Origin of the sequence: Aeromicrobium flavum (genome assembly GCF_007992115.1) — a bacterium.
GTDB lineage: Bacteria > Actinomycetota > Actinomycetes > Propionibacteriales > Nocardioidaceae > Aeromicrobium > Aeromicrobium flavum.
In genome coordinates this window covers 411,002-427,843 of sequence record NZ_BJZQ01000001.1, presented here as the reverse complement: position 1 = coordinate 427,843, position 16,842 = coordinate 411,002, and the positions used below count along the sequence as shown (strand labels likewise).

The 16,842-nt window shown below is 71.0% G+C and carries 15 protein-coding genes; 6 read left to right on the top strand and 9 right to left on the bottom strand.

The features are described 5' to 3' along the window. Window positions 1-6 precede the first annotated feature (6 nt). Window positions 7-441: a hypothetical protein gene (locus AFL01nite_RS02095; RefSeq protein WP_146825431.1), complete on the bottom strand. Its 435-nt coding sequence runs from the start codon at window positions 439-441 to the stop codon at window positions 7-9. 103 nt (window positions 442-544) lie between these two features. Here AFL01nite_RS02095 and AFL01nite_RS02090 point away from each other — a divergent pair, with 103 nt between their 5' ends. From AFL01nite_RS02090 to AFL01nite_RS02075, 4 genes are read left to right on the top strand one after another with little or no spacing between them, the layout of a single operon-like run. After that, entirely contained in the window at window positions 545-1,144 is a 600-nt protein-coding gene (locus tag AFL01nite_RS02090) for an RNA polymerase sigma factor (protein ID WP_246119546.1), read from the top strand. Next, the gene (locus AFL01nite_RS02085; RefSeq protein WP_146825429.1) at window positions 1,141-1,587 is read left to right on the top strand and encodes a hypothetical protein; all 447 of its coding nucleotides are present in this window, start codon (window positions 1,141-1,143) and stop codon (window positions 1,585-1,587) included. Before AFL01nite_RS02090 ends, AFL01nite_RS02085 begins: the two co-directional genes overlap by 4 nt. A gap of 9 nt (window positions 1,588-1,596) precedes the next feature. Beyond that, entirely contained in the window at window positions 1,597-3,216 is a 1,620-nt protein-coding gene (locus AFL01nite_RS02080) for a S8/S53 family peptidase (protein WP_146825428.1), read from the top strand. A gap of 3 nt (window positions 3,217-3,219) precedes the next feature. Further along, window positions 3,220-5,676 (top strand): CHAT domain-containing protein, encoded by a 2,457-nt coding sequence (locus AFL01nite_RS02075; RefSeq protein ID WP_146825427.1) that lies wholly within the window; start codon window positions 3,220-3,222, stop codon window positions 5,674-5,676. A gap of 9 nt (window positions 5,677-5,685) precedes the next feature. Here AFL01nite_RS02075 and pyrF read toward each other — a convergent pair whose 3' ends face one another. The 8 genes from pyrF to AFL01nite_RS02035 all read right to left on the bottom strand — a co-directional run bounded on the left by pyrF (window position 5,686) and on the right by AFL01nite_RS02035 (window position 15,384). Next, window positions 5,686-6,507, bottom strand: a complete 822-nt coding sequence (pyrF, locus tag AFL01nite_RS02070; RefSeq protein WP_146825426.1) for an orotidine-5'-phosphate decarboxylase — start codon at window positions 6,505-6,507, stop codon at window positions 5,686-5,688. Then, the gene (gene carB / locus AFL01nite_RS02065; protein WP_146825425.1) at window positions 6,504-9,818 is read right to left on the bottom strand and encodes a carbamoyl-phosphate synthase large subunit; all 3,315 of its coding nucleotides are present in this window, start codon (window positions 9,816-9,818) and stop codon (window positions 6,504-6,506) included. The genes pyrF and carB overlap by 4 nt, the downstream gene beginning before the upstream one ends. Then, complete coding sequence (gene carA / locus AFL01nite_RS02060; RefSeq protein WP_146825424.1) at window positions 9,802-10,926, bottom strand: glutamine-hydrolyzing carbamoyl-phosphate synthase small subunit; 1,125 nt, start codon at window positions 10,924-10,926, stop codon at window positions 9,802-9,804. Before carA ends, carB begins: the two co-directional genes overlap by 17 nt. Continuing rightward, entirely contained in the window at window positions 10,923-12,200 is a 1,278-nt protein-coding gene (locus AFL01nite_RS02055; RefSeq protein ID WP_146825423.1) for a dihydroorotase, read from the bottom strand. Before AFL01nite_RS02055 ends, carA begins: the two co-directional genes overlap by 4 nt. Further along, complete coding sequence (locus AFL01nite_RS02050) at window positions 12,197-13,129, bottom strand: aspartate carbamoyltransferase catalytic subunit (RefSeq protein ID WP_146825422.1); 933 nt, start codon at window positions 13,127-13,129, stop codon at window positions 12,197-12,199. Before AFL01nite_RS02050 ends, AFL01nite_RS02055 begins: the two co-directional genes overlap by 4 nt. Beyond that, entirely contained in the window at window positions 13,126-13,659 is a 534-nt protein-coding gene (gene pyrR, locus AFL01nite_RS02045) for a bifunctional pyr operon transcriptional regulator/uracil phosphoribosyltransferase PyrR (RefSeq protein ID WP_281285717.1), read from the bottom strand. The genes AFL01nite_RS02050 and pyrR overlap by 4 nt, the downstream gene beginning before the upstream one ends. A 331-nt stretch (window positions 13,660-13,990) precedes the next feature. Then, a complete protein-coding gene (locus AFL01nite_RS02040) occupies window positions 13,991-14,281 on the bottom strand; it encodes an immunity protein TriTu family protein (RefSeq protein ID WP_146825421.1) in 291 nt (96 codons plus the stop codon). A 170-nt stretch (window positions 14,282-14,451) separates the two neighbouring features. Next, entirely contained in the window at window positions 14,452-15,384 is a 933-nt protein-coding gene (locus AFL01nite_RS02035) for a DMT family transporter (protein WP_186813774.1), read from the bottom strand. 72 nt (window positions 15,385-15,456) lie between these two features. Here AFL01nite_RS02035 and AFL01nite_RS02030 point away from each other — a divergent pair, with 72 nt between their 5' ends. Together AFL01nite_RS02030 and AFL01nite_RS02025 are read left to right on the top strand one after the other, a co-directional pair. Continuing rightward, window positions 15,457-16,365 (top strand): LysR family transcriptional regulator, encoded by a 909-nt coding sequence (locus tag AFL01nite_RS02030; protein ID WP_146825419.1) that lies wholly within the window; start codon window positions 15,457-15,459, stop codon window positions 16,363-16,365. 9 nt (window positions 16,366-16,374) lie between these two features. Then, window positions 16,375-16,842: an SAM-dependent methyltransferase gene (locus AFL01nite_RS02025; protein ID WP_146825418.1), complete on the top strand. Its 468-nt coding sequence runs from the start codon at window positions 16,375-16,377 to the stop codon at window positions 16,840-16,842.

Below are 16,842 nucleotides of genomic sequence, written 5' to 3'. Positions count from 1 at the left end.
AACTCCTCACTTCTCGGACAGGTCGATGCCGCACTCGTCGTCCACGTGCTCGACGACGGCAAGGCGCTGGGTCCGGGTGTCGTTGAAGGCCTCGTGGGCGGCGGTGATGCGGTCGATGTCCTGCTGGGACAGCGCGTTCACCTTCACCTCGTCCTTCATGTCCTGGAGGCGGAAGCCGGCCTTGCGGTGGACGATCACGACCTTCTTGGTCGCCTTCGCGATGGTGCGCCAGTCCTTCCGGACCGACTCGGGTGCGACCTCGGCGATGTCGGCGGTGACCTGCGCGTACTCGGCGTACGCGGCGTCGGTCTGGCGGCCGAAGCTGGTGAGCGGCTCCTTGGCGTCGTCGACCGCGTCGCAGTACGGTCCGCCGCCCGAGCAACCCGCCACCGTGCCGAGGCCGAGGACCGCCGAGAGCAGCAGCAGGGTGGGTCGTCGCACCCGGACAGGCTACTAGCGCGGGCCTCTCCCCCGGCGACGCCCGTCGGCGTGTATCAGGGTTACCCCTTCCTGCCTCGTCCCGGATGTGCGCACAATGAACTCCGTGACCGACAGCAAGTCACACGAACCAGCAGAATCCGACGACGGCCCGTGGATCCGCTCCGGCGAGGCCTTCGCACGCTGGCGTGACGGGGACCGTGGGGCGATCGACGACCTGGTGCGCGAGATGACCCCGGTGCTGTGGCACGTGGTCCGCGCGTACCGACTCGACGAGGACGTGTGCGAGGACGTCATCCAGTTCACCTGGCTGACCCTCGTGCGCAAGGCCGACGCGGTCGAGAACCCTCGCGCCGTGTCCTCGTGGCTGATCATCACCGCCCGCCGCCAGGCGTGGCGCGTGGCCTCGCGCAACCGCCGCGAGGACGCCACCGACGACGAGGTCCTGGCCCCCGCCCTGCCCACGACGCGCGCCGCCGAGTCCGAGGCGGTCGAGGCCGACGAGAACCACCGGCTCTGGGCGGCGGTCGCCCAGCTCAACGAACGGTGCCAGCGCCTCCTGCGCGTCATCGCCTTCGACGAACGACCGGACTACCACCACATCTCCGAGGACCTGGGCATGCCCGTGGGCAGCATCGGACCGACGCGCCGCCGCTGCCTCGAGAAGCTCAAGTCCGTCATCTCCGGCGAGGGGGCCGCATCATGACCGAGCGCGAACCGATCTTCGACGACCTGCAGGCGATGTACCGGGCGATCGACCCGGCGCCGCCCCACCTCACCGACGCCATGATCGCGGCCGTCGCGGCCGAGGACCTCGACACCGAGTACGCCCTGCTGAGCCTGCTCAGCCGCAGCACCGAGCTGGCCGGCACCCGCGGCTCGGGCCCCCTCACCATCGAGTTCGCGTACGACGACGTGTCCGTGCTGGTGCGCGTCAGCGACGGGCCCGCCCCCGGCACGCGCCGCCTCGACGGCTGGATCACCCCCGGTGAGAGCGGCAGCGTACGGCTGACGCACGACGACGACTCCGTGACGGCCGACCTGACCGTGGGCCGGTTCGAGTTCGACTCCGTGCCGGCCGGGCTCGTCCGCATCTGGTTCCAGGTCGCCGACCACGACGACCTCGCCACCCCCACCTTCGAGATCTGAGGACCACCGATGGCCACCCAGGATTCCGGACGGAAGCCGCCCCGACTGGAGGCGCAGGACGCGTGGACCCGGCCCCAGTCCGTCGCCGAACGTGAGGGCAAGCTCCTCGACCCCAACACGGCCGCCGCCTCCCCCGACCCCGACGCCAACCCCACCTCCTACCTGGCGACCCGGCTGCTGATCTCCACGCTGATCGACACGGCCGCCGCGCTCAAGCTGCTGCAGGACGCCGCCGAGACCTTCCACTGGGAAGTGGAGGAGGATCCCAGCTTTCCCCGGGTGCAGATCACGAGCGAGGACGACGAGCGGGAGTCACGACTACGGCGCTACCCGTGGGCCACGGGCGACGTGGGCCTGATGCGCGTGCTCATCACACCGCGCGACGACGCCCGGGCGCGCCCGCCGGACGCCTGGTCGCTGCTGCAGACGGCGCGTGCCATGGCGCGGACCGACAAGAAGACGAACACCGACCTGCTCTTCGGCATCGGGCTCGACCACGTCCTCACGCTGTACCCGCACACCCGGTCCAATCCGCACACGCGCTCCAACCCGCACACGCGCTCGAACCCCCACACCCGGTCCAACCCGCACACGCGCAGCAACGGCGCCCTGCTCGACGCCTACGCCGATCCCGGCACGGGCGGGCGCCAGCCGGTGTCGTTCGTCGGTCGCCCGCCGCACCGCGGGAAGGTGCTCGGCGAGCGCCGGCCCCACATCGGCATGATCGACACCGGCTGCGGCACGCACCCGTGGCTCACCCCCGACTTCGTCCACGACGGCACGGACCTGGGCCCGGCGACGCCGATCGGACTCAAGGATCCCGCCACCGCGCCCGAGGTCGTCGGTGACGTCGGAGGCCCCCTGGACGGGATGCTCGACGAGGCCTCGGGCCACGGCACCTTCATCGCGGGGCTCCTGCACCAGGGCTGCCCCGAGGCCGACCTGTGGTGGTGGCGGGTCGCGGAGTCCGACGGCACCATGGCCGAGTCCGACCTCATGACCGCGGTCGCCCGGATCGCCGTGCTCGTGCGCACGGACGCCATCACGCTGGACGTGCTCAACCTGTCGTTCGGCTACTACCACGAGACGCCGCTCGACCAGAAGTTCGATCCGACGTTCTACGAGATGCTCGCCGCGATCGGCCGCACCGGCACGATCGTGGTCTGCTCGGCCGGGAACGACGCGACGACGCGTCCCATGTTCCCCGCCGCATGGACCCCGCACGACGACGTCGGGCAGATCATCTCCCTCGATCCCGGGGCGGCCCCGATCGTCTCGGTGGGGGCGCTGAACACGAACGGCGTCACGGACGCGTTGTTCACCAACGCCGGTCGGTGGGTCCGCGTGTACCGCCGGGGCACGGCGCTGCTCAGCACGTTCCCCGCGTTCCAGACGGGCCTCGAGCCGACGGCGCGACTCGTCACCGCCGACGGCCGCCTGCGTGAGTCCTTCGACCCCGACGACTACCGCAGCGGGTTCGCGATCTGGAGCGGGTCGTCGTTCGCCGCGCCGGTGTTCGCGGCCGAGCTGGCCGAGGCGCTCGCGCCCGGCCTCACGACCGGGGACGACCGGAAGGCACGGGTCGGGCTGGCCCAGAAGGTCGTGTCCGACCTGCTCGCGTCAGGGTGAGCCGTGCCGCCGACCGCCGCTCCCACGCTGCACGAGCACGGCGTCGCCGCGATCAACCGGGGTCACTTCCGGCAGGCGCGACGGCTGCTGGGCTCGGCGCTGGAGCGCGCTGACGAGCCCGACCTCGTCGCGCGGATCAGCGCGAGCCTGGCGTACGCGGAGGCCGAGCTGGGCGACCGCGCGCAGGCCATGCAACGGTGCGCCGCGGCGCTGCGGCTCCCCGGCACCTCTCCTCGGGCCCGGGCGATCGTGCGCAGCCAGCTGGCCGTCCTGTTGTCGCGTGGCGGCGACCTCGACGAGGTGATCGGCCTCTACAACCTGGCCATCCCCGCCCTCGACCCCGGCACCACCGAACGCGGCAACGTCCTGCTCAACCGTGGCTTCGCCCAGCTCGAGCAGAACCACCTCACCCGTGCCGAGACCGACTTCGACGCCGCGGCGCGCGACTTCCGTGCTGCCGGCGACGACGCCGGCGCGGCCGCGGCCGACCACAACCGCGGGTACGTCGCCATGGCCCTCGGCGACCTCGTCACGGCGCTGCGCCTGATGGACCGGGCCGAGCGGGAGTCGCCCGACGCCGGCATCCAGGTGCGCACCATCGGCATGCAGGACCGGGCGGAGGTGCTGCTCAAGGCCGGCATGGTCACCGAGGGCACCCGGCTGCTCGAGCGGGCGGTCGCGAACTTCTCCACCTTGCGGCTGCCCCGCATGCAGGCCGAGTGCGAGTTCGTGCTGGGACGCGCGGTCCTGCTCACCGACCCGAACCGGTCCCGGGTGCTGGCACGCAGCGCCGCCCGCCGGCTGCGACGCAACGGCAACAGCGGCTGGGCCCTGCGTGCCGACACGCTCGAGGCGATCGCCAGGGCCATCGGGGGCGGCGGCACCCCCGCGTGGCTCGGTCGCGCCGAGGAGCTCGCCGCCGCCCTGCGCGGGTCGTCGATGGTGCACGAGGCCCAGCTGCTCGACCTCTACGCGGCCAGGGTGGCCGTGCGCCTGGGCCGGCTCGAGGACGCGCGGGTCCGCCTGCAGCGTGCCCGCACCAACCCGCGCGACTCGCTCACCGAGCGCCTGCTGGAGCGACGCACGAAGGCCGAGCTCTCCCTGGCGACGGGTCGTCGTCGGCAGGCGCTGCGACACCTGCAGGCCGGCCTCGGGCTCCTGCACGACTGGCAGTCCTCGTTCGGCAGCCTCGACCTCATGACGTCGCTCGTGGGCCACGGGCGCGACCTCGCCGCCCGCGGCATCCAGATCGCCCTCGAGGACGGCTCGCCCGAGCTGGTCTTCGAGTGGTCCGAGCGTGCTCGGGCACTCACGACGCGGGTGGTGCCGGTGCGGCCGCCGGAGGACCCGGCGGCGGCGGCCGACCTCGTCGAGATCCGCAGGCTGACGGTCACCGAGCCCGAGGCCGGCTCACCCGAGGCGAGACGGCTCGCCGAGCTGCGCGACCGCGTGCGGCGTCGTGCCTGGCTCGGCACCGGGTCGGGCGAGGTCCGACGGGTCGCCGAGCTGCACGAGGTGGGTGCGGCGCTGGGCAGCGACACGGCGCTGGTGAGCTACGGCTGGGACCGCCGGTCGCGCCTGCACGCGCTCGTGGTGACCGAGGACGGCCCGACGGTCGTCGACCTCGGGGACTCCTCACCGACGGTGGCCCTGATGGCGGGCCTGCGCGCCGACCTCGACGTCAGTGCCGGCGAGCTGGGCGAGGCGATCGGCCGCGTGGTCCTGGCGGGACGCCGGCGTCGCCTGGCCGAGGTCGCCACGGCCCTCGTCGCGCCCGTCCTTCCCCTGGTGGGCGACCGGCGCGTGGTGCTCACCCACTCCGGGATCCTCGCCGGCGTCCCGTGGTCGATGCTGCCGGGCTTCGTGGGCCGGCCCGTCACCGTGGCGTCGGCGGCGACGCGGTGGCTGGCGACGCGCGGCCTGCCCACCCCGACCACCGGCACCTTCGTCGCCGGTCCCGACGTCGATCGTGCCGTCGAGGAGGTCAAGCAGTCGTCGGCGCGCTGGCCCGGCTCGACGTGCCTCACCGACGGTCAGGCGACGGTGGCCGCGACGCTCGCGGCGGCCGACGGGGCGTCGTTGCTGCACATCTCGGCGCACGGACGCCACGCGGCGGAGAACCCGTTGTTCTCGGCCGTGCTGCTCGCCGACGGGCCGCTCTTCGGGTACGACCTCGACCAGCTCAAGAACGTGCCCGACGTGGTGATCCTGTCGGCGTGCGAGGTGGGCCGCTCGACGCAACGCTGGGCCGAGGAGTCGCTCGGCATGGTCAACGCGTGGTTGCACGCCGGTGCGCGCTGCGTCATCGCCTCCCCCGCGGCCGTCGCGGACGACGAGGCCTGCGAGGTGCTGCAGGACGTGCACCGGCTCATGGCCGCCGGCACTCCCCCGGGCGTCGCCCTGGCCGAGGCCACCGCCGACCGCCCGACCTCGTTCGTCTGCTTCGGCGCCGGCTGGTGACGCTGAGCGCTACAGCAGCGACAACGAGTCGTTGGTGGCGGCCGCGGCGGCGCGGAGGGTGGCCACGTCCGGGCCCTTGGCGAGGACGTCGCGCGAGGTGGACGGGATGATCTGGTCCGTGACGTCGCCGAACAGGCGGCGGAGGTCGTCGACGGTGCCGCCCTGGGCGCCGAAGCCGGGGACCAGGATCGGGCCGTTGAAGCCGAGGCGCTGGGTGTCGAGGTGGGCGACCGTCGCACCGATGACGGCGCCGAAGGAGCCCATCGGGTCGGCGCCCTCGTTGGCGTGGCCGAGCTCGACCAGCACCTCGTCACCCACCGACATGCCTGACGAGGCGGTCGCGGTCTGGAACCGGATCGCCTCGGGGTTGGAGGTGAACGCCAGCACGAACACGCCCGCGTCGTTCTTCTCGGCGGCCGCGAAGAACGGCGTCAGGGAGCCGAAGCCCAGGTACGGGCTGACGGTGATCGCGTCGGCCGCCATCGGGGCGTCGTCGTCGAGGTAGGCGTCGGCGTACGCGCCGGCGGTGGAGCCGATGTCACCACGCTTGACGTCGAGGATCGTCAGCGTGCCGGTGTGCCGCAGGTCCTGCAGCGTGCGCTCCAGGATGGCGACGCCGGCCGCGCCGAACCGCTCGAAGAACGCCGACTGCGGCTTCACGAACGCCACCTTGCCGGCGAACGCCTCGACGCACGTGGCCGCGAACCGGTCGAGCCCGTCGATCGAGTCCTCCAGCCCCCACTGCTCCAGCAGGTGGGAGTGCGGGTCGATGCCGACGCACAGCGGACCGTACGCCTGCATCGCCACGTGGGCGCGGCTGCCGAAGCTCATCGCGTGACCGTCTCGGCCCAGGACTGCAGCGAGCGGACGCCGATGCTGCCCGCGATCTCGGCCTCGATGCCCTGCACCGCGGCCGCGAGCGCCTGCACGGTGGTGAGGCACGGGATGCCCTCGGCCACCGCGGCCGTGCGGATCTCGTAGCCGTCGACGCGGGCGTTGACGCCACTGCCCAGGCCGTGCGGCGTGTTGACGATCAGCTGCACCTGGCGCTCGTGGATCTTCTCGACCACCGTGCTGCCGGCCGAGTCGTCCTCGTGCAGCTTGCGCAGCACCGTGGCCTGCACACCGTTGCGCTGGAGGACCTCGGCGGTGCCGCTGGTCGCGAGGATCTCGAAGCCCAGGTCGGCGAGGCGCTTGATCGGGAAGATCATGTGGCGCTTGTCGCGGTTCGCGACCGACACGAAGACCGTGCCCGAGGTGGGCAGGCCGTTCTGGGTGCCGGAGGCCGACTGGCTCTTGGCGAAGGCCGAGCCGAACGACGCGTCGATGCCCATGACCTCGCCGGTCGAGCGCATCTCGGGGCCGAGCAGCGTGTCGACATATCGACCGTCGTAGGTGCGGAAGCGGTTGAACGGCATGACCGCCTCCTTGACCGCGATGGGCGCGGTGGCGGGCAGCTTCCCGCCGTCGCCCTCGGTGGGCAGGACGCCGGCCGTGCGCAGCTCGGCGATGGACTCGCCCAGCATGATCCGCGCGGCGGCCTTGGCCAAGGGGGTCGCCGTGGCCTTGGAGACGAACGGCACCGTGCGCGAGGCACGCGGGTTGGCCTCCAGCACGTAGAGGGTGTCCGAGCTCAGCGCGAACTGGATGTTCAGCAGGCCGTGGACGCCGACACCGCGCGCGATCGCCTCGGTGGACGTGCGGATCCGGTCGATCTCGAGGCTGCCCAGGGTGATCGGCGGAAGTGCGCACGCCGAGTCGCCGGAGTGCACGCCGGCCTCCTCGATGTGTTCCATGACGCCGCCGAGGAACAGCTCCTCGCCGTCGAAGAGCGCGTCGACGTCGATCTCGACCGCGTCGTCGAGGAACCGGTCGACCAGCACGGGCCGGTCGGGCGAGATCTCGGTGGCGTTCTCGATGTAGGTCGAGAGCGACTCCTCGTCGTAGACGATCTCCATGCCGCGGCCGCCGAGCACGTAGGAGGGGCGCACCAGGACCGGGTAGCCGATCTCGTCGGCGATCCGCTTGGCGCCCTCGAACGTCGTGGCGGTGCCGTGCTTCGGCGCGGGCAGCCCGGCCTCGGCGAGCACGCGGCCGAACGCGCCACGCTCCTCGGCGAGGTCGATCGCCTCGGGCTGGGTGCCCACGATCGGCACGCCGTTGGCCTTGAGGCCGGCGGCGAGGCCGAGCGGCGTCTGGCCGCCGAGCTGGACGATGACACCGGCGACGGGGCCGGCCTGCGACTCGGCGTGCACGACCTCGAGCACGTCCTCCAGCGTCAGCGGCTCGAAGTACAGCCGGTCGCTGGTGTCGTAGTCGGTCGAGACGGTCTCGGGGTTGCAGTTGACCATGATGGTCTCGTAGCCGGCCTCGGACAGCGCCAGCGACGCGTGGACGCACGAGTAGTCGAACTCGATGCCCTGGCCGATGCGGTTCGGGCCCGAGCCGAGGATGATGACGGCCTCGCGCTCGCGCGGCTCGACCTCGGTCTCCTCGTCGTACGCCGAGTAGTGGTACGGCGTCGTGGCCGCGAACTCGGCGGCGCAGGTGTCGACCGTCTTGTAGACCGGACGGACCCCGAGCGCGTGCCGGACGCCGCGGACGACGTCCTCGGACATGCCCCGGATGCGACCGATCTGGGCGTCGGAGAAGCCGTGCCGCTTGGCGTGGTGCAGCAGGTCGGGCGTGAGGCGCTCGGCGGCGGTCAGCTCGGCCGCCACCTCGTTGAGCAGCGCCAGCTGGTCGACGAACCACGGGTCGATGCGGGTGGCCTCGAAGACCTCGTCGGGCGTGGCACCGGCGCGCAGGGCGTCCATGACCAGCTTGAGCCGGCCGTCGTGGGGCACCGACGCGCGCTGCAGCAGGTCGGCCTTGTCGAGCTCGACCCACTCGCGCTCCCACGAGAACGCGGCGGCGGGCCGGTCGAGGGAGCGGAGCGCCTTCTGCAGGGCCTCGGTGAAGTTGCGGCCGATGGCCATGGCCTCACCGACGGACTTCATGTGCGTCGTGAGGGTGGCGTCGGCGGCCGGGAACTTCTCGAACGCGAACCGCGGCACCTTGACGACGACGTAGTCCAGCGACGGCTCGAAGCTGGCCGGCGTCTCCTGCGTGATGTCGTTGGGAATCTCGTCGAGGGTGTAGCCGATGGCGACCTTGGCGGCGATCTTGGCGATCGGGAAGCCGGTGGCCTTCGACGCCAGCGCCGACGAGCGCGAGACGCGCGGGTTCATCTCGATGACGACGATGCGGCCGTCCACGGGGTTGACCGCGAACTGGATGTTGCAGCCGCCGGTGTCGACGCCGACCTCGCGGATGACGCCGATCGAGATGTCGCGCAGGCGCTGGTACTCGACGTCGGTGAGGGTCATGGCCGGGGCGACGGTGATCGAGTCGCCGGTGTGGACGCCCATCGGGTCGAGGTTCTCGATCGAGCAGACGATCACCACGTTGTCGGCGGTGTCGCGCATGACCTCGAGCTCGTACTCCTTCCAGCCGAGGATCGACTCCTCCAGGAGCACCTCGGTGGTGGGGCTGAGCGCCAGGCCGCTGCCGGCGATGCGCAGCAGGTCCTCGTGGTCGTACGCCAGGCCGGAGCCGGAGCCGCCCATCGTGAACGACGGGCGCACGACGACCGGGTAGCCGCCGAGCTCGTCGACGCCGGCCTCGCACTCGGCCATCGTGTGGCAGATGACCGACTTCGCGACCTCGGCGCCCCACTCGGCGGGCAGGCCCTCGACGATCCGCTTGAACGACTCGCGGTTCTCGCCCTTCTCGATCGCGTCGATGGACGCACCGATCAGCTCGACGCCGTACTTGTCGAGGATGCCCGCCTTGTCCAGGGAGATGGCGGTGTTGAGGGCCGTCTGGCCGCCGAGGGTCGCCAGCAGGGCGTCGGGGCGCTCGGCGGCGATGACCTTCTCGACGTACTCGGGGGTGATCGGCTCGACGTACGTGGCGTCGGCGAACTCCGGGTCGGTCATGATCGTGGCCGGGTTGGAGTTGACCAAGATGACCCGCAGGCCCTCCTCGCGCAGCACGCGGCAGGCCTGGGTGCCGGAGTAGTCGAACTCGGCCGCCTGGCCGATGACGATCGGGCCGGACCCGATGACGAGAACGGACTGGATGTCAGTGCGCTTCGGCACGAGCAGCCTCCATGAGGTCGGTGAAGCGGTCGAAGAGGTAGCCGGCGTCGTGCGGACCCGCAGCGGCCTCGGGGTGGTACTGGACGCTGAACCCGGGGCGGTCCAGCAGGGCGATGCCCTCGACGACGTCGTCGTTCAGGCACACGTGGGTGACCCGGGCCGGGCCGTAGGGCGTCTCGAAGTCCTCGTCGAGCGGCGCGTCCACGGCGAACCCGTGGTTGTGCGCGGTGATCTCGACCTTGCCGGTGGTGCGATCCTGCACGGGCTGGTTGACCCCGCGGTGCCCGTACTTGAGCTTGTAGGTGCCGCGGCCGAGCGCGCGCCCGAAGATCTGGTTGCCCAGGCAGATGCCGAAGTACGGCGTTCCCTGCTCGAGGACGCCTTGGACGAGCTCGACCTGGTGGTCGGCGGTGGCCGGGTCGCCCGGGCCGTTGGACATGAAGACGCCGTCGGGGTCGAGCGCGAGCACCTCCTCCAGCGAGGAGGTGGCGGGCAGGACGTGCACCTCGATGCCGCGCTTGGCCATCAGCTTGGGGGTCATGCCCTTGATGCCGAGGTCGAGCGCGACGACGGTGTACTTCTTCTCGCCCTCGGCCGGCACGACTTGCGCCTCGTCGACGGTGACGTCGGCGAGGTAGTTCGAGCCGGTCATGCTCGGCGCCTGCTGCACCTGCTGGAGCAGCGCCTCGGGGTCGAGGACCTCGGTGCTGATGGCGGCGCGCATGGAGCCGCGCTCGCGCAGGTGGCGGGTGAGGGCGCGGGTGTCGATGCCGCTGATGCCGACGACGCCCTGCTCGGTGAGCAGGTCGTCGAGGCTGCGGTCGGAGCGCCAGTTGGAGCGCTGGCGGGCGGGGTCGCGCACCACGTAGCCGTCGACCCAGACCCGGCCGGACTCGAAGTCCTCGGGGTTGGCGCCGGTGTTGCCGACGTGCGGGGCCGTCATCACGACGATCTGGCCGCGGTACGACGGGTCGGTGAGCGTCTCCTGGTAGCCGGTCATGCCGGTGTTGAAGACGATCTCGGCGACCGTGGTGCCGGTGGCGCCGTAGGAGCGTCCGCGGAAGGTGCGTCCGTCCTCGAGCACGAGGATGGCGGGGGTGAACGTCACTGCAGCTTTCCTTCCAGGACGGTGGGCTTGCCGGCCAGGAACGTCGCGACCACGCGGCCCGGCAGTTCCCTTCCGGCATAGGGGGTGTTGCGCGACAGGCTCGCCGTGTCGGCGGGCTCGATCGTACGCTTCGCGGTCGGGTCGTAGAGCACCACGTGGGCCGGTTCGCCGACCGCGAGCGGACGTCCGTGGGTGGTGGCGCGGCCGATCCGGGCGGGGTTGGCGCTCATGACCTCGGCGACGCGCTCCCAGGTGAGGGCCCCGGTGTCGACCATCGTCTGCTGCACGATCGACAGCGCGGTCTCGAGGCCGATCATGCCGAAGGCCGCGGCCTGCCACTCGCACTCCTTGTCCTCCATCGGGTGCGGCGCGTGGTCGGTGGCGACGATGTCGATCGTGCCGTCGGCCAGGCCCTCGCGGACGGCGAGGACGTCGTCCTTGCTGCGCAGCGGCGGGTTGACCTTGTAGATCGGGTCGTAGCTGCGGACCAGCTCGTCGTCGAGCAGCAGGTGGTGCGGCGTGACCTCGGCGGTGACGTCGATGCCGCGACTCTTGGCCCAGCGCACGATCTCGACCGAGCCCCGCGTGGACAGGTGGCACACGTGCAGGCGGCTGCCGACGTGCTCAGCGAGCAGGACGTCGCGGGCGATGATCGCCTCCTCGGCGACGGCGGGCCAGCCGGTGAGGCCGAGCTCGCCCGAGAGCGGGCCCTCGTTCATCTGGGCGCCCTCGGTGAGGCGCGGCTCCTGCGCGTGCTGGGCGATCACGCCGTCGAAGGCCTTCACGTACTCCAGAGCGCGGCGCATGAGGACGGCGTCGCTGACGCACTTGCCGTCGTCACTGAACACGCGCACCTGGGCGGCCGAGTCGGCCATGGCGCCGAGCTCGGCGAGCCGCTCCCCCGCCAGTCCGACGGTGACCGCTCCGATGGGCTGCACGTCGGCGTAGCCGTGCTCGCGGCCGAGGCGCCAGACCTGCTCGACGACGCCGGCGGTGTCGGCGACGGGCTCGGTGTTGGCCATGGCGAAGACGCAGGTGAACCCGCCCCTGGCGGCGGCCTGCGTGCCGGTGAGGACGGTCTCGGCGTCCTCGCGGCCCGGCTCGCGCAGGTGGGTGTGCAGGTCGACCAGGCCGGGCAGCGCGATCAGGCCGGTGGCATCGACGGTCTCGTCGCCGGTGAGGTCGGCGCCGATCTGCATGATGACCCCGTCCTCGATGAGGAGGTCGGTGGCTTCGCCGCCCAGGATCCGGGCGCCCTTGATGACGGTGCTCATGCAGTTTCTCCCTCGGTGGCGCCACCCAGCAGCAGGTACAGGACGGCCATGCGGACGGCGACGCCGTTGGTGACCTGCTCGACGATGACGGAGCGGTCGCTGTCGGCGACGTCGGCGTTGATCTCCATGCCGCGGTTCATCGGGCCGGGGTGCAGCACGATGGCATGGTCGGGCAGGCGGTTCATGCGGGCCACGTCGAGCCCGTAGCGGCGGCTGTACTCGCGGGCGCTGGGGAAGAACGAGGCGTTCATCCGCTCGCGCTGGACGCGCAGCATCATGACCGCGTCGGCCTTCTCGAGGCTGGCGTCGAGGTCGTAGGACGTCTCGACGGGCCACGTCTCGACACCCACCGGCAGCAGCGTCGGCGGCGCGACGAGCGTGACGTTGGCGCCGAGCGTGTCGAGCAGTAGCGCGTTCGAGCGGGCGACGCGACTGTGCAGGACGTCACCGACGATCGTGACGTTCTTGCCGGCCAGGTCGCCGAGGCGCGAGCGCATCGTGAAGGCGTCGAGCAGGGCCTGCGTGGGGTGCTCGTGGGTGCCGTCGCCGGCGTTGACGACCGCTCCCTTGGTCCACTCGGAGGTCGCCAGGCGGTGCGGCGCGCCCGAGGCGTGGTGGCGGATGACGACCGCGTCGGCGCCCATGGCCTGCAGGGTCAGCGCAGTGTCCTTGAGGGACTCCCCCTTGCTGACGCTGGAGCCCTTGGCGCTGAAGTTGATGACGTCGGCCGAGAGGCGCTTGGCCGCGGCCTCGAAGCTGATCCGGGTGCGCGTGGAGTCCTCGAAGAACAGGTTGACGATCGTGCGGCCGCGCAGGGTGGGCAGCTTCTTGATCGGTCGCTGGGCGACGCTCAGCAGCTGCTCGGCGGTGTCGAGGATGAGGACGGCCTCGTCCCGGCTGAGGTCGCCGGCGCTCAGGAGGTGCTTCATGCGCCGCTCCCCTCGATCGAGACGGAGTCGTCGGAGCCGTCGGTGCCGCTCAGCCGCACGCGGACCTTCTCGGCCAGCGAGGTGGGCAGGTTCTTGCCCACGAAGTCGGCCCGGATCGGCAGCTCGCGGTGGCCGCGGTCGACCAGGACCGCCAGCTGCACGGCCTTGGGCCGGCCGAGGTCGCTGAGGGCGTCGAGCGCCGCCCGGATCGTGCGGCCGCTCATGAGGACGTCGTCGACCAGGACGACGACGCGACCGTCGATGTCCTCGGGGACGTTGGTGGCCTCGAGCGCGCGGGGGGCCTTCAGGCGCAGGTCGTCGCGGTACATCGTGACGTCCAGGGCGCCGGGCACGATGGTGGTCCCCTCGACCTCGGCCATCTTCGCGGCGATCCGCTCGGCCAGCTCGACGCCGCGGGTGGGAATCCCGAGGATCACCACGCCTTCGGCGTCGCGATTCCGCTCGAGGATCTCGTGGGTGATGCGTGTCAGCGCACGCGAGATGTCGGTGGCATCCATGACGGTGCTCAATCCGACCTCCTTCTCCGCCTCACAGGACGGTGGTTAAAGGATGGTTCTGCGTCAGGTTATCAGTGGGCCCGGCCCAGCCCGCCCGCGCCCGCGGGAACGGCTGACGCGTGACACGTGGCCCCCGCGACGGAAGGGCTTCGGTACAGATCCGCTCCGCTCGATCGACGCGGTGGGCCGTCGCAGAGCTTCGCGTTCAGCAGGGCGGACTGCGGCATTCCGCCCAGAATGATGTACCGCTTTGGCCCATATGTGGGCTGAACTGACCCAACATCAGTTGGCGCATTCCACCGCCATTGCCGCAGCTCGCGTGCCCGTGCCGATGAGCGGACGGCTAAGACAGGAGGCGCAACTGCAGTTCAAGGTCGTCGACGCAGCGCTCAAGTTCGGCGCTGGAACCAAGGTCGTAGTGGCGTTCGCCGCCGTCCTCGGGAGTGCCCCAGTCCATCTCCGCTTCTCCGGATACCCACAGCGTCAACTGCCCAAGGACACCGTTCAGGCTAAGCACTAGCCAGGACGCGGGCTTGTCGGTGATCGGCCCATCGAGGACTTCGAAGCCGAACTCCTCCCGTCGCCACCGAGACGCTCGCTTCGCAGCGAGGTCGTGAAGTAAGGATCCTTCCATCCGTCCATCTTGCCAACGTTGCGTCCGCTTCTGTCCAGATCTGCGCCGTCTCTCCGAGGTGCGTCACACCACCGCGAAAGTGCCGCGCGATAGGAAAACCCTTCAGTTTGCCGCCGCGGCCGGCGACATACCGACGCCAGTGCGGAGTCGGTCTGAGTGGTGGTCCCTACTTACTGCGCTGCGGACAACTGACGCTCGGGTGTCTGGGCGGCGAGTCGGTCGCGCTGTTCAAGGGATCGGCCCCAGGCGGTGCCGGCGAGGATCAAGGCAATGCCGAGGTAGCCGATCGGGGCGATGGTGTCCTGAGCGACGGTGATGCCGATGAAGGCGGCCCAGATGGGCTCCGTTCCCAGCAGCAGGCTGACCCTCGACGGCGACGTGCGGTGGACCGCCCAGATCTGGATGAAGAAGGCGAACACCGTGCACACCAGCACGAGATAGAGGAAGAGCACGACGCCTGCGAGGTCGAGCTGCGCGACGTACTGCGGGATCGAGTCGCCGTGGAACACCGAGCCCACCGAGAAGACCGCCGCGCAGGTGGCCAGCTGCACCGTCGTGAGGTGGACGGTGTCCATCGGTTTGCCGGCGGTCACCTGCGGCATCGAGGTGACGTGGACAGCGCGCACGACGGCCGCTCCGAGGATCAGCAGGTCGCCTACGTTCGGTGGATCGAGCGCGCCGTTGCCCGCCAGCAGACCGACCCCGACCACCGCGATCGTGGCGGCGAGCAGGAAGGTGCCCGGCAGCCGGCGCCCTGAGACCACGGAGTCGAGGATCGGCGTGAACACGATCGTCAGGCTGATGATGAGCCCGGCGTTCGTGGCCGAGGTGTGAGCGATCCCGAAGGTCTCCAGGACGAACACGGCAGCCAGCAGCATCCCGAGCGTGACCCCCGCGCGCAGCTCGTCCGCGGTGATGCGCCGGCCCCGGATGGCCACGATCGCGCCCATGACGGCGGCGGCGAGCAGCATCCGCAGCGCGAGGAGGGCCATCACCGAGCTCGGGGTGACCAGCTCCTTGGCCACCAGGTACGTCGATCCCCAGGACGCGGCGACGAGGAAGAGCAGGAGGTCCACGCGGAGACGGAAGAGCAGGGAGGTCACCTCCTGATCGTCCGGCCCACTCATGCGTTAGACAAGACACTCATTTCAAAGCGGATGATTTAGGTTCGACTTATGGAACTGGGTCAGCTGCGCGTGTTGAGAGAGTTGGGCGACCGGGGCAGCATCGCCGCGGTGGCGACCGCGCTGCACGTCAGCCCGTCGGCCATCTCGCAGCAGATCAGCGCGCTGCAACGCCGCTCCCCCGTCCCGTTGACCTACCGGAACGGCCGGCGGACGGCACTCACCGACGCCGGACGCGCCCTGGCTGCGGCAGCGATCGACGTGGAGGTGGCGCTCGAGCGCGCCGAGCAGGCCGTGGCGCGGTTCCAGGACGATCGCTCGGGCACCGTGTCGGTGGCGGCCTTCCACAGCGCGGGCCTCGCGATCTTCGCGCCGCTGATCATGGCGCTGAGCGATCCCGATCAGCCGGACGTCACCGTGACCGACTTCGACGTGGCCCAGGAGGACTTCCCCTCGCTCACGACCGATCACGACCTCGTCCTCGCCCACCGACTCGTCGGCAGCCCCGACTGGCCGCCGTCGATGCGCGTGGAGCGGCTCGTGTTCGAGCCACTGGACGTCGTCCTCCGGCGTGATCATCCGCTGGCCGCGAAGGCGTCGCTGGAGCCGGCTGATCTCGCCGGCGAACGATGGGTCGCCGTGCACGAGGGGTTCCCCCTGGAACAGGCCATCGCCCTGATCGCGGGCCTCGGGGGCAACGAGGTGCGCATCGAGCACCGAATCAACGAGTTCCAGGTGGCCGCCGCCGTCGTGTCCGCGAGCGACTGCGTCGCGCTGATGCCCCGCTACACGAGTGACCTGCGCAGCCACCCCGACCTGGTGCTCCGCCCGCTCGCCCACCCCGGCGTAGGTCGCCACATCGACTGCCTCGCTCGACCCGAGACGCTCGAGCGCGCCACCGTGCAGACGGTCCTGGCGCACATCCGGAGCATCACGACGGATCTCACCGCCGTCCGCTAGAACGGGAGCATGGGCACGTTCACCATCACCCCGATCGGCACCGTCCGCAACGACCGCACCGACGTCCAGCACTCCGACCAGTGGGGCGCGGTCCGCAGCACCATCACCGTCGACGAGCGGTTCGGCGACAGTTGCCTCCAAGGACTGGAGGGCTTCTCGCACGTCGAGGTGCTCTTCGTCTTCGACCAGTTCGACGAGCTCGACGACCACCGCGAGCCCAAGCCCTATCGCGGGCGCAGCGACCTGCCGCCGGTCGGGGTCTTCGCGGGCCGCGCGCCGCGGCGGCCCAACCGCCTCGGGGTGACATGCTGCGCGATCGAGTCGGTCAGCGGTCGGGAGCTGACCGTGATCGGCCTCGACGCCGTCACCGGGACCCCGGTCGTCGACCTCAAGCCGGTGCTGCGCGAGTTCCTCCCGACCGACGTGCGCCAACCCGCCTGGGTCGGCAACGTCATGTCGGAGTACTTCGAGCCCTGA